Below are 13,463 nucleotides of genomic sequence, written 5' to 3'. Positions count from 1 at the left end.
CAATGTCGGGTTACGGTTTAGCAACGAGTCGCTTATCCAGAAAATCAGCCTGCGGTAAATCAATTCCTTGAAAATAGATGTCCCATCAATATTTGAAATCCTCGTATATTGGTTTTATTTTAACTCAGGTCAGACCATTCTAAACGCTTGATTGTATGGAAGATACCTTACTAGAAAAAACAGGAAAAACGCTCGGTCAATGGATCGAAATTTTAAACCAGTCGGGGCTGGAAAAGCATAAGGAAATGATGCATTATTTGCAGACTGAGCAAGGTGTAACATATGGTTTTGCCAATCTCATCGCATTGAAAGTCAGAAAGTCTGATGCGGGTTCTTTTGAAGATGAAATTCTGGTCGAAAATCAGTACAAGGGTAAGGAGCAGCTAAAACCGATATACGAAACACTACTCAACGAAATCAGCGAATTTGGTGACGATATTACCATTACCCCGAAGAAGGATAGCGTTAGCATTATCCGTAAAAAGCAATTCGCGCTGATCAAACCCGCCTCAAAAACGCGCGTTGATCTTGGTTTAAAATTCAAGAGCCGGCCGACCGGAGAAAGACTCGGCAATTCGGGCCCATTTGGTGCCATGTGTACACACAGGGTTCAAATTTCCACAATTGAAGAAATTGATGCGGAACTTTTGGGCTGGATAAAAGATGCATACGACGAGTCAATATAAAATTACACCAATACGATTTCGTCACCTTCGCATACAATTCCACTTTCTACACAGACCATATTTCTACCGAAAAATATCTTCTTATCGATCCAGCGGTAACCAAAAAGTGCTTTAAGGGGCTCAGGGCTTTTCATACCTGTTTTGGGATCAATGTTAACCATGATGCACCTTTCGCAGGCGTTAGCGGCTTCGAAACCAGCATTTCCGATCTTAATGTATTTCCAGGCATCCTCGGCGAAAGGCAATGTTCCGGATACGACAAAGTTGGGCCGGAACCGCTTCATTTCGACAGGAGAATCGAGTTTACCATTCAGATCGTCCAGCGATGCTTGTGAAATGAGCAAATAGGGAAAATCGTCGGCAAAGCTTACCAGTTCACCATGGCTTGTATAATCAGGATTTCGTTTCCTCTTGGTCTCGTCTGTCATGGCCACAATCCTTACTTTTTTACCCAGTTGATTGGTGAGCCATTGGTCGGCAACGTTACAAACTGTGAATGCGGTTACCACATCATCCCATATTCTAACTTCAACGGCCTCATCGGAGACCCGATCGAATGGAACGAGGACTTGCTGCTCTGTATCGAGCCGATTGGATAGAATTAATCCATTTGGGTCTAACGAGACATCCAGTAATGCCATATTTGCATGGACCCGCTGCGTGAGAAATTTCCCGTTTTCGTCCACAACCATCCAACGACGGTCGTATTGCAGGCCACAGTCTTCCACCTGAGCGGCTAACAGGCGTATCCCACCCAGGGATTTTACAGGATATATCCATATTTCGGACAGTTTCATGCGGGTTGAAGCAATAAAACCATTCCCAAAAGTATCTTGGTACAATTGTTTGAGTAAACGGGAGAGCCTTTTAATGAGGTGGACGTCAACTAACTCATATGAAGCGGATCAAATTTATACTCTCTCTACTTAAAGAGACCTTATCCGAATTTTCGGACGACAACGCGATGAAGCTGAGCGCAGCGTTGTCTTATTACACCATTTTTTCCATTGCACCCATGCTGCTGCTGATCATTTCGATTGTCAGCATTTTTTATGGTAAGGAAGCTTTTCAGGGTGAGCTATATGGCCAAATAAGCGGGCTTGTAGGAAAGCAGGCCGCGGCGCAGGTCCAGGAACTGATCAAAAATGCTGCAATTACAAACAAATCTAATATGGCAGCTGCTATTGGAGGCGTCACGTTGCTCATTGGAGCGACGGGGGTTTTTGCTGAAATCCAGGATTCGATCAATTACATCTGGTCAATCAAATCCAAACCCCAAAAAAGCTGGCTGCAATATCTAAAAAACAGGTTATTGTCATTTTCCATCATTCTTACGCTTGGGTTTTTGCTCATCGTATCTCTTGGCGTGAATGCGATGGTAGACCTGCTGAGCAACCGCCTTGAACGCTATTTTTCGGAAGTTTCAGTTGTGATATTTTCGGTATTGAATGTTGGTTTGGTGATCGTGATTATTGCAGCACTTTTTACAGTGATATTCAAGGTACTTCCCGACGGCCACGTTAGGTGGAAAGAATGCATTGTTGGTGCAACGTTTACCGCGATTTTATTTGCGGTAGGAAAATTTGCAATTAGTTTTTACCTCGGGAAATCCGATCTGGGTGCGGCGTATGGAACATCCGCATCCATTGTTATCCTGCTTACCTGGATTTATTATTCTTCCATTATCCTTTATTTCGGGGCTGAGTTTACAAAGGTTTATGCCAGGTCGGATGGGACTGCCATTTCTCCCAATGAACATGCAGTGCTGATGATCCGGAGAGAGGCAGAGATTACCAATCCGCTCGCAGCTGCACCCAGCCTGGACGACGCTGCCAAGGAAAAGAAAGAAGCGAAAAACAAACTCTTTTCATTTTTTACTGACTTTATAGATGAAAAGCTGGACAAAGTCAGGGCCGAAATCAAAGCCGTAATTGCTAAAATAGCCTCACCGGTAACATATTATGGGATATTTGCATTGCTGACATTCACCATTGCTATAACGATCATTCTAATTCTTGGTGACCTGATCAACAGAAGTCTGGACAGCGATTACCTCGGTTTTGTGATATTGCTGGCACTAAGTTTTGTTATACTCGGATTGATTTTTGTTTATCGTAAAAATTTGATTGGTGGAATACGCAAAATGCTGCTTCGATTTGGAGCGGCCAATAGTGAAGCAGATAAGGATTAATTTACAAATCGGCAATATTAACACACATACAGCTTAATTTATTTGTCAATGACCATTGGAAGAGAGAAGCAGCATATAGCAATTCTTGGGGGAGGACCAAGCGCAATGTTTATTTTTAAGAGATTTGTCGAGGGGAAAAATAAAGATTTTGTAATAGATATTTTTGAAGAAAAAAAACAATTGGGAGCTGGAATGCCATACAGTTCCTCAGGTGCTAATCGCGAGCACATTACCAATGTATCTGACAACGAAATTCCCGAAATAGCCACTTCGATTGGAGAATGGGTCCAGACGTTACCTGATAAACTCCTTGCAGATTTTAAAATTGATAAGGAAGGGTTTAATGAATTTAAGGTTTTACCAAGGCTGTTGTTCGGCCAATATCTTTCCGATCAGTTTGATCTTTTATTGAAAAAGGCCGAAGAAGCGGGGCTGAAAACGACCGTGCATTTTGATAGCAAAATTGTAGATATTCAAGATTGCCCAGGTCAGGATAAAGTCGAAATTAAAGTAGCAAAAAAAGGAACGCTGAAATTCGATAAGGTTATTGTCTGTACCGGACATAAATGGCCGATTAAGCATGAAGGCGTTGTTCTAGGATACTACGACTCGCCTTATCCGCCTTCTAAGCTGGAATTAAAATTGAATCACGCCATCGCAATCAAAGGTTCGTCGCTTACTGCCATCGATGCCATCCGGACACTTTCCCGCCATAATGGTACATTCGATAAAGGGAATGATGGTAAAATTGTCTTTCATCCGTCCAAAGATTGCCCGGATTTCAGGATGGTAATGCATTCCAGAAATGGCATGCTTCCAGCCATCAGGTTTCATTTGGAGGAGCCTTTACTATCTGAGGATTCCATGCTTACCAAAGAGGAGATTGATCAGAACATGGAAAAGAATGATGGCTTTCTTTCCTTAGATTTTCTATTTAAAAAGAATTTTAAAGATCAATTCCGCAGGAAGGACCCAAAATTCTACAAAAAAATCAAGGACCTTGACCTGGAAGAGTTTGTAAAAGCAATGATGGATTTGCGGGAGGATAAGGAGCCGTTTCAGCTCTTCAGGGATGAATATCTTGAAGCTGAGAAATCCATTAAAAAGCGCGAATCTATTTATTGGAAAGAGGTTCTGGCGGTACTGAGTTTTACCATGAATTATCCTGCAAAGTACCTGTCCGCGGAGGATATGCTGAGGCTTCAAAAGGTGTTAATGCCGCTGATATCCATTGTGATCGCATTTGTTCCCCAAAGTTCCTGCGAGGAATTGTTTGCCCTGCATGATGCCGGGAGGCTGGATATCGTTTCCGTAGGAGAGGACAGCAAAGTTGAGCCGGAGGCCAAGGGCGGTGTTACCTACCTGTACGTAGATGAAAATGGAAAAGGGCAGGCCGATTATTATCAGACTTTTGTGGACTGCGTAGGCCAGCCCCATTTAGATTATGAGGAGTTTACATTTCAGGGATTAATTGCCAATGAATCCGTCAGTCCGGCCCGCATTAAATTCAGGGAACAAGAAAGAGGGATCGCTGAATTACTCAAAGACAATAAGAAGGTGGAGAGAATGCAGGATGGCGAATATTATCTTAAAGTACCGGGCATTACCATTAGTGATAGTTTTCAGATCGTAGACCAACAAGGCAAACCCAATCCCCGCGTATACATCATGGCGGTCCCATACATAGGGGGCTACAACCCCGACTACTCCGGCCTGGATTTCTGCGAAGAAGCATCGTCGAGCATTGTGGAAGCTATTAACGGTTAGCGTAAAAAGGGAGGAAGGGGAGGAAGGGGAAGAGGGGGATGAAAGGGATGAAGAAAAAATCCTCCCTTTCCTCCTTCCTCCCTTTCCCCCTTCCTCCCTTTCCTCCTTCCTCATTTGAATGGAGTATCAGGTTGAGTTCATCGGGATGCAAGGCAAAGTTTGTCTGATCCGAATGATTAAACAATCATCGTTTCCATGATTTGGTATCATGGTTTGCAAGCATTGACAGGATTGTTTTTTGGAAGGAGCAGCTCTTCGGGCTGACGCTACTAAATCTTTTGAGTTATATAATTCCACATTGGTCACGCAGGCAGAAATACACTAAAAGTTGCGCCTTCACCTTCTTTGCTGCTGGCTGTGATCGCACCTCCATGGTTGGCTACCACCTTTTCGCAGATAGCCAGGCCGATCCCTGTTCCGGGATATTGATGTTTTCCATGTAAACGTTGAAAAACCTGAAAGATACGGTCTGCGTTGTTCCCATCGAACCCGATGCCATTATCAATGATATCAATGCGATGATAGGCACCTGCATGCCGAAGAGGTTTGATCGGAATGGGTAAGTCATTCATAAAAATCAACTTGTGCATAATCTGTATTTTTGGCGCTTCTCCGGGTTGTCGAAATTTTAATGCATTGCTTAGTAAATTTTGAAAAAGCTGCTCCAATTGAGATATGTCGCCTATGATGACAGGAAGTTTGGCGGCGGTTATCTGAGCTCCCGCCTCCTGAATCGATAATTCAAGAACAGCAATCACGGATTCGATCACATGGTTCAGAGGAACCCGCTCAGAGGTATCCTGCCTGACCGAGAGCCGAGAAAAAGTCAGCAAATCCTCAATTAAAACCGACATCCGTTTGGAGGCCGCCTGCATTCTTTTTACATAATCCACACCATCTCCGAGCTGAGTGCTATACCGTTTCGTCAGCAGGTCTCCAAAGGACTGCACCTTTCTGAGAGGTTCCTGTAAATCGTGGGAAGCCACATAAGCAAATTGCTGCAGGTTTTCATTGGATCTCGCGAGCATGTTATTAGACTGGCTCAGCTCTTCATTGATGGCTACAAATTCTTTATTGATAGCTGCCAGCTCGAAATTACTTGAAGCCAGTTCCTTATTTGCCATCTGTAATTCTTCTGTCCGCTGTTGCACCTGATGTTCCAGTTCGAGCTGGATTTTCCGTTGTCGCGTTACATCCTGTACTGTACCACTGACTTTATATGCTTCGCCTTTATCATTATAATGAACCTTCCCGTGTGCATGAAGGATCCTTTCTTTTATTCCAGTGCTGGTATCCACGGTGTATTCCATGTCGAAAACACCGTCGTTGCCCGGAGCTGTTGCGCGTTCGATTGTCTTTCTTGCGGATTTTCGATCGGGCCGGCCAATCAGTTCATAAACCCGGACAACATCGATCAATTCATTTTCGCCAAGGTTGAACCAGTCCCTGATCCGTTTTGAGAATTCAACACTTTTAGTATGGAGGTTAATCTGCCAGGTACCCAGCTCAGCAAGCTCCACTGCACCGCGTAATGCGCTTTCAGCTTCCAGGTTTTTCTGTCGGGCCAAAACCTGCTGCGTCATGTCTGTGGCAACCACCAATACCCCGTTGATCTGACCTTTAAGGTCTTTTTTTGGCTGATAAGTAAGGTCTACGTAGATGGTTTGCAAGCGCCCGTCGCGGACAATATCCACAGATTGTTCCCCGGATCTAAAGGGAACGCCCGTTTCCATAACCTTATTAATCAATTGGTCAAATCCCTGGCCCGCAATTTCCGGCACTGCTTCCAGCAATGGCTTTCCCACAATCTCTTCGGGAGTACGTCCTACCATTTCCGCATAAAATGGATTGGCCATCGTGAATGTCAGGTCTTCCTTTTTGATAATAGCGATCGCAACGGGCGACTGTTCAAACAATGCGAGTAACTGCATCTGGCTTTCCTCGATCTCCATCCAGGCGGCTATTCGGTCCGAGCGCATCTTGGCTTCGTTTTCTTTCAATGCCCTTTGTGCCAGGATTTGCCGGGTTACATCTGTAGCCAAAATGGTTATTCCAACAATACGTTCGGAGACGTCACGGAGTGGCATGCAGACAAAATCGAAATATACATCTTCCAGCAATCCGTTTTTTTCGAGTTTTGCTAACGCACCGTTACCATAATAAGGGTTACCGCTGCGGTACACATCTTCCAGCAATTGAGCAAACTGCTGATCCCTGATTTCAGGCAATGCTTCGAGAATGGGCAGGCCTATGATAGATGAGTTCCTTCCCCAAACTTCAAATAATTTATCATTACCTACGTCAATGACCATTTCGGGGCCACTTAGCAAACCAATGGCCATGGGCGCCTGCTCCACAATGCTGCGAAAACGCGCCTCACTCAATGCCAGTTTTTGATGTGTAGTAACAGCTTTGGTCGTTTCCTGGCAAATCACCAACACCCCGCCAATCTGGTCTGACTCATTTATAACGGGACTATAACTAAAAGTCCAGTATACATCTTCAAGGTTTCCGTTTCGATAGATAGGGATCAGTTGATTCTCGCTCCACGTTGCTTCTTCGCCTGCCAGCACGTTGTCGATCAGCGGTTTAATTATGGACCATGTCTCAGGCCAGCAATCCTCCGCACGCTGTCCCAAGGCAGTAGGATGTTTTCCATTATCCCCTAAGCTGGGCCTGTATGCATCATTGTAAAATTGAATAAGCTCCTTTCCCCACCATAAAAACATGGGAAATTTGGAAGAAAGGATCATGGCAACAGTAGTCCGGAGGCTTTGCGGCCAGGTGTGTGGCTCGCCAATAAATGAGCCCGACCAGTCGTAAGCCCTTGTCAGCGCTCCCATTTCGCCGCCACCCATTAAAAACTGCGGGGAAGTATTATTCATTATTTATTAAAACTAAATATGTTTTTCCTGCCCACCAGCTAAGCCGTCTTTTTAAGGAGATATATAAAAACTAAGCCAGGTGAATACGGCATTATATTTGTCGTTGGCCAGTCTTTAACTTATTGAGGTTAGTAAACCCGCTCGTGTCATCATGAAAATAGCAACTTATAATATTAATGGCGTCAATGGCCGCTTACCGGTCCTGTTACGATGGCTTGAAGAGGCGAAGCCGGATGTGGTTTGTTTGCAGGAATTGAAAGCGCCGCAGGAAAAATTTCCAGAAAAAGCGTTGTTGGATGCCGGTTATAATGCGATCTGGCACGGGCAGAAAAGCTGGAATGGTGTTGCCATTCTCGGACGTGGTGTGGAGTTGCAGGAAGTCCGTAATACACTTCCCGGAGATGACGAGGATTTGCATAGCCGCTATATCGAAGCCATCGTTGATAACGTACTCATCGGATGCCTCTATTTGCCAAATGGCAATCCAGCTCCCGGTCCCAAATTCGATTATAAACTGCGCTGGTTTGAGCGACTGAAAGCGCATGCCGCTTATCTGCTTTCCGAGGAAGTGCCGGTGATACTGGCTGGCGATTATAATGTGATTCCCACTGAAATAGACGTTTACAAACCTTCAAGCTGGCTGGACAATGCATTGTTTTTTCCTGAATCCCGCGAGAAATTTAAGGAACTGGTGGATCAAGGCTGGGTGGATGCATTGCGCAAGCTTTACCCCGAAGAGCGCATTTACACATTCTGGGATTATTTCCGGAATGCTTATGGCCGGAATGCAGGCTTACGGATCGACCACTTTTTGTTAAGCCCGCAAATTTCCGGCCGCCTGGTTTCCGCGGGAGTTGACAGCCACGTACGTGGATGGGAAAAAACGAGCGACCACGCCCCAACCTGGATTGAGCTTCAGAACTTTTGAAATATCGCCTTTGAAATTCAGACATTGTGATCAGAATCGGCCCATAATCATTATTTGCACTAAATGGAAGAAAACACAAAAGCTGCAGACGACACGTTGGATCCACTTCAAGAAGATAGAAGGTTTTTTTTGAAGCAGTCCGTGGCCTTTGCTGGTCTGTCCTTAGCGCCCGCCAATTTGCTGAGGTCGGGGGATTGGGATAGCGAGGATATTCCAATTGGGAATGCTGAAAAAGTGAAATTGGCATTAACAGTTAACGGAGTCAGAAAGCGTATCAGCATTGATCCGCGGACGACCCTGCTCGATTTGCTTCGGGAGCAGCTTCGGCTGACCGGTACAAAAAAAGGATGCGACTTTGGTCAATGCGGTGCTTGTACTGTTCATGTGGACGGGCATCGGATGTTGTCCTGCCTGAGCTTTGCGGTCATGCAGCATGGAAAGAAGATTACCACCATTGAAGGGTTAAGCAGCGGGGATCAGCTGCATCCATTACAGGAAGCCTTTATCAAACATGACGGTTTTCAATGCGGGTATTGCACGCCCGGACAGCTCATGTCGGCAGTATCCTGCATTCGGGAAGGGCAGGCTGGGTCGGAAGTGGAAATTCAGGAATATATGAGCGGCAACCTTTGTCGCTGTGGGGCTTACCCTAATATTGTCAATGCGATCACAGAGGTCAAAAACAGCGGTAGGAAAGTATGAGACCATATCAATATTACCGCCCGCGGAATCTCAAAGAAGCAATCGATATCGTTTCCTCGGAAGAGAGCGCCCGGTTCATTGCTGGCGGAACTAACCTGGTTGACCTCATGAAGCGCGGGATTGCCATTCCTGAGAAGCTGGTGGATATTAACCATCTACCGCTCAAAAAAATTGAACAAAAAGCTGGGATACTTCGGATTGGAGCATTGGCCTTGAATAGTGAAGTTGCAGAAAATAAGATCGTTAAAGCCAAGTATCCGCTACTCGTCCAGGCATTGAATGCAGGGGCTTCCGGTCAGATCAGGAATATGGCGACGGTGGGTGGGAATTTATTGCAGCGGACCCGCTGTACCTATTTTTACGACACAGCTTTCGCCTGTAACAAAAGAAAGAATGATACGGGTTGCAGCGCACTGGGTGGGATCAACAACATGCATGCAATTTTTGGGTTAAATGAAAAGCAGAATGAAGATTCATGCATTGCCGTTAATCCAAGCGATTTGAATGTTGCATTAGCGGCGCTTGATGCGGTGATTTTGGTAATGGGAATGAAAGGAGAACGGCGTATTGCATTTAAAGACTTTCACAGATTACCTGGGGAGCGGCCTGATCTGGATACGAACCTGGAGAGGGGCGAGTTGATTCTTGGCGTTGAGCTATCCATGGAAAATTTATCAAAACACAGTCATTATTTAAAAGTCCGCGACCGGGCAGCCTATGCATTTGCAATCGTATCCGCAGCTGTCGCTTTGGACATTGACCAGGGCACTATAAAAGCAGCGCGACTAGCATTAGGTGGAGTAGCACATAAACCATGGCGATTATACGAAGGGGAAAAAATGCTGGTTGGTCAGCCCGTTTCTGATAGTGTTTTCAAGCAGGTTGCGGAGATTTCCATGCTGGATGCAAGGTCTTTTGAACACAATGCATTTAAAATGAAATTAGTACCAAATGTAATTGTGGAAGCTTTAAAAATTGCAGCTGGTAGACCTTGAATGCTATGACCGATAAATCACAATCCACTAACCCAGAACCTGATCTTTCATTTGATCGGGTCGATGGTCATGTCAAAGTAACTGGCGCAGCTACGTATTCGGCTGAATATCCCTTTGATCATCTTGCCCATGCTGTCCTCATTACCAGTACCATAGCAAAAGGTAAAATCACAAGCATCGAAACCAAATTAGCCGGGCAGGCACCAGGTGTTTTGGCAGTGGTTAGTCATTTAAATAATCCGGGAATACCTGGTTATGGTATTGCAAAGCAGCCTGCGGAGCGCGCACCAATGGGAACAGCATTCAGGATTTTTTACGACGGACTCATTTATTTCGACGGGCAGCCGGTAGCAATGGTCGTCGCCGAAACATTCGAGCAGGCAGTGCATGCCGCTTCGTTAGTTCATATTGATTATGAGGTTGAAGTGCATCAAACAAATTTTGAAGCGAACTTACCTAAAGCAACCATTGCACCCAGCGTGCAAAAAAATAAAAACTCTCCATTTCAGGATTATGACCGGGGCAATGCAGAGGCAATGACGAATGCGGATGTAAAAATCAATGCTACTTATATCATTCCAACCCAGCATCACCAACCGCTCGAACCTCATGCCATTATCGCGGTTTGGGAGGCTGACGACCGGCTGACGGTTTACGATAAAAATCAGGGTGTGAAGTCTGCACAGGGTAATCTGGCACAGATTTTCAAATTGCCGCGTGAAAATGTGAAAGTGATCTCTAAGTTCATTGGCGGTGCATTTGGGTCGGGGATACGGGTGTGGCCTCATACGATTGCGACGGTGCTGGCAGCTAAAATTGTCAAACGTCCTGTTAAGCTGGTTCTCGGTCGCGAATTGATGTTCACTTCGGTAGGTTACCGCCCTTATACCGTTCAGAAAATTGAAATTGGGGCAACTAAAGAGGGAAAGCTGAGCGCGATCACGCACGAAGGTACAGGTCAGACTTCTGCTTATGAAGAACATCTGGAACGGACGATCCTGGCGACCCGTGCTATGTACGCCTGCCCGAATGTTTCTACGCGTTACCGCCTTCTCAACCTGGATGTGAACACGCCCACCTGGATGCGCGGTCCGGGCGATGCGACCGGAATGTTTGCACTGGAATCAGCGCTTGATGAGGTAGCCTTTGCATTGCAGCTTGACCCGCTGGAACTGCGTTTGCGCAATCATGCAGATTCTGATCCTGAGCGGAATTTGCAGTGGTCGGCCAAGTCTTTGAAGGAATGTTACGAAATGGGCGCTCAAAAATTTGGCTGGAAAAACCGGTCGTTACAACCTCGCTCCATGAAACTTGGCGGCATGCTGGTGGGATATGGCATGGCTTCAAGTTTGTACGGTTTTCACAGGCATCCTTCTAAGGCAAAGGCGATTATACTTGCGAATGGTTCGGTCGTGGTGCAAAGTGCAACGATGGATATTGGCCCCGGGACGGGAACTGCAATGACGCGCATTGCCGCTAAAATTTTAGGGGTCCAGGCAAAAAAAATCAGGTTTGATCTCGGAGATTCCAGCCTGCCCGATGCGCCCGGACAGAATGGTTCTTCCACCATTCCAAGTGTTGGCTCAGCGGTGCACGTTGCTTGTGAGTCGCTGAAAAATAAAATCATCGCACTGGCAGCCTCAATGCCGGATGGAGATTTTTCTAAACCGGATCCTAGTGAAATCAGCATAAAGAATGGGGTGCTGTATGCATCCTCAAATGCTGAGAAGGGCCTTTCCTATGTTGATATTTTAAAATTCCATAATCTTCCGCAACTGGAAGTCACAGAAGAGTCGAAATCCGGGCCGGAGCGCGATCAGTTCTCAATGTATTCTTTTGGTTGTCATTTTGTGGAGGTCCATGTGAGCCCTGTCACCAGTGAAGTGCGCGTGAAAAGGGTTGTTACCTGCGCAGATGTTGGGAAAATCATTAATTACAAAACCGCCAGAAGTCAATCCATCGGCGGGATAGTGGGTGGGATAGGCATGGCGCTTATGGAAGCTTCTGTGATGGATCATCGCCGAGGCCGTTACCTGACCAGGGACTTTGCCAGCTATCACATCCCAGTTCATGCCGATATCCCGCAAATTGATGTTTTGTATATCGACAAGCCTGACGTCCACGTTAATCCAATCGGTTCCAAAGGCCTGGGCGAGATTGCGATTGTTGGCGTAGCAGCAGCAGTAGCAAATGCCGTGTTCCACGCGACAGGAAAAAGAGTGAGGGAATTGCCGATTACAGTGAGTAAGTTGACCGATGATGAAATTTAGAAGATGAAAAATTTGATTGAGGACATTGACCTAAATATTTTGAAAAAATGAATGTAACTCAGCAGAGAATACTGGGAAAGGCTTTGGAAATGTTTAATTTGAAGGGAATCGAATACGTTGGCATGCGCGAGCTTGCTGCTGAATTAGGCTTGCGTATTGGGAATCTTACCTATTATTTTCCCACCAAAGATGATCTCGTTTATGCATTGACAGAGTTATATTCAGCGTCCAACTCCGAGATACACAAAGCCTATCCGGTAAAAAGTCTTTACGACTTTCTCAAAAAAAATGAAGCATTGTTTAAGAATGGCCTTCGGTATCGAAGCTTGCTATTGAGTATGGTACACTTGATTGAACGGAACCCAAAAATTGCGGCCAATTATGAAGGAGTAAGAAGCGCGCGATTAGCTGGCCTTAATGGTGATACGACGGTGTTGGCGAAAAATAATTATCTGAAATTCAAGTCGGAAGCAGAGCAGCTACTCTTGGCTTCTACAAATAGTCTGCAGAATAGGTTTTGGATGTCGGAGGCGGTTTTATCGGGGAGCCGTCAGGAGCTGGACGGCCAGATGAACCATTATTTAAGTCTGAAAGCCTTTTTATTTACACCCTATGCAACCCAGGCCGGACTTAATGACATTGAACGCTTTTTACAAGAACTTCAATAGGCCAGCTACCCCTCTTTCATGTTCAACTTTTGACGGATCTCGGCTTCTGTTCCGCAGATAAAATGCTTTTCCCCGTTTTTCAGGATGACAAGGCTAAATCTGAAATCGGCATCCGGAACAATTTCTTCAACGTCCTGTGCGTCAATTAAAATTTCCTCCGAATCGTCTTCCTTCAAATTAAATAAGGCGGTCGTATCCATTAGTATCGATTAATCGTGTACAACATTTTGAAAATTTTCATGCCCGCAGGCGGACATGACATCATTTTCTGGTGGGACGCAGCATTTTGCGTATATGAAACACCGTTCAAATTTTTCGATTCATTTCAACAAATTCGTGACTGGCACAGTTGTTATAATGTCCCGGGAAGT

At 45.4% G+C, this 13,463-nt stretch carries 11 protein-coding genes; 8 read left to right on the top strand and 3 right to left on the bottom strand.

What is annotated here, in order from left to right:
* Positions 1-155 precede the first annotated feature (155 nt).
* On the top strand, positions 156-686 hold the full coding sequence (locus FHS68_RS09675) for a DUF5655 domain-containing protein (protein ID WP_167269500.1): 531 nt from the start codon (positions 156-158) through the stop codon (positions 684-686).
* 2 nt (positions 687-688) lie between these two features.
* Here the strand turns inward: FHS68_RS09675 and FHS68_RS09670 are convergent, their stop codons facing one another.
* Positions 689-1,483: an MOSC domain-containing protein gene (locus FHS68_RS09670; protein WP_167269498.1), complete on the bottom strand. Its 795-nt coding sequence runs from the start codon at positions 1,481-1,483 to the stop codon at positions 689-691.
* Positions 1,484-1,581: 98 nt separating this feature from the next.
* Between FHS68_RS09670 and FHS68_RS09665 the strand changes: the two genes are divergently transcribed.
* A complete protein-coding gene (locus FHS68_RS09665) occupies positions 1,582-2,877 on the top strand; it encodes a YihY/virulence factor BrkB family protein (RefSeq protein ID WP_167269495.1) in 1,296 nt (431 codons plus the stop codon).
* A 48-nt stretch (positions 2,878-2,925) separates the two neighbouring features.
* A complete protein-coding gene (locus FHS68_RS09660) occupies positions 2,926-4,644 on the top strand; it encodes an FAD/NAD(P)-binding protein (protein WP_167269494.1) in 1,719 nt (572 codons plus the stop codon).
* Positions 4,645-4,946: 302 nt separating this feature from the next.
* On the opposite strand, the gene FHS68_RS09655 is transcribed toward FHS68_RS09660, so the two are convergent.
* On the bottom strand, positions 4,947-7,529 hold the full coding sequence (locus FHS68_RS09655; RefSeq protein WP_167269492.1) for a PAS domain-containing protein: 2,583 nt from the start codon (positions 7,527-7,529) through the stop codon (positions 4,947-4,949).
* A gap of 151 nt (positions 7,530-7,680) precedes the next feature.
* Between FHS68_RS09655 and xth the strand changes: the two genes are divergently transcribed.
* The 5 genes from xth (at position 7,681) to FHS68_RS09630 (ending at position 13,092) form a co-directional block, all read left to right on the top strand.
* Positions 7,681-8,457 (top strand): exodeoxyribonuclease III, encoded by a 777-nt coding sequence (gene xth, locus FHS68_RS09650; RefSeq protein ID WP_167269490.1) that lies wholly within the window; start codon positions 7,681-7,683, stop codon positions 8,455-8,457.
* A 63-nt stretch (positions 8,458-8,520) separates the two neighbouring features.
* On the top strand, positions 8,521-9,159 hold the full coding sequence (locus FHS68_RS09645; RefSeq protein WP_167269488.1) for a (2Fe-2S)-binding protein: 639 nt from the start codon (positions 8,521-8,523) through the stop codon (positions 9,157-9,159).
* Positions 9,156-10,154, top strand: coding sequence for an FAD binding domain-containing protein (locus FHS68_RS09640; protein WP_167269486.1), 999 nt, complete (start codon positions 9,156-9,158; stop codon positions 10,152-10,154). The genes FHS68_RS09645 and FHS68_RS09640 overlap by 4 nt, the downstream gene beginning before the upstream one ends.
* 5 nt (positions 10,155-10,159) lie before the next feature.
* Entirely contained in the window at positions 10,160-12,424 is a 2,265-nt protein-coding gene (locus FHS68_RS09635) for a xanthine dehydrogenase family protein molybdopterin-binding subunit (RefSeq protein ID WP_167269484.1), read from the top strand.
* Between the two features lie 47 nt (positions 12,425-12,471).
* Positions 12,472-13,092 carry a TetR/AcrR family transcriptional regulator gene (locus FHS68_RS09630; RefSeq protein ID WP_167269482.1) on the top strand — a complete coding sequence of 207 codons (621 nt, stop codon included), beginning with the start codon at positions 12,472-12,474 and terminating at the stop codon, positions 13,090-13,092.
* Between the two features lie 5 nt (positions 13,093-13,097).
* On the opposite strand, the gene FHS68_RS09625 is transcribed toward FHS68_RS09630, so the two are convergent.
* A complete protein-coding gene (locus tag FHS68_RS09625) occupies positions 13,098-13,292 on the bottom strand; it encodes a hypothetical protein (RefSeq protein ID WP_167269480.1) in 195 nt (64 codons plus the stop codon).
* Positions 13,293-13,463 lie beyond the last annotated feature (171 nt).

The sequence above is a fragment of the Dyadobacter arcticus genome, from assembly GCF_011762185.1.
GTDB lineage: Bacteria > Bacteroidota > Bacteroidia > Cytophagales > Spirosomataceae > Dyadobacter > Dyadobacter arcticus.
Note: the sequence above shows the minus strand (reverse complement) of the source record. Positions and strands in the feature narration are given on the sequence as shown.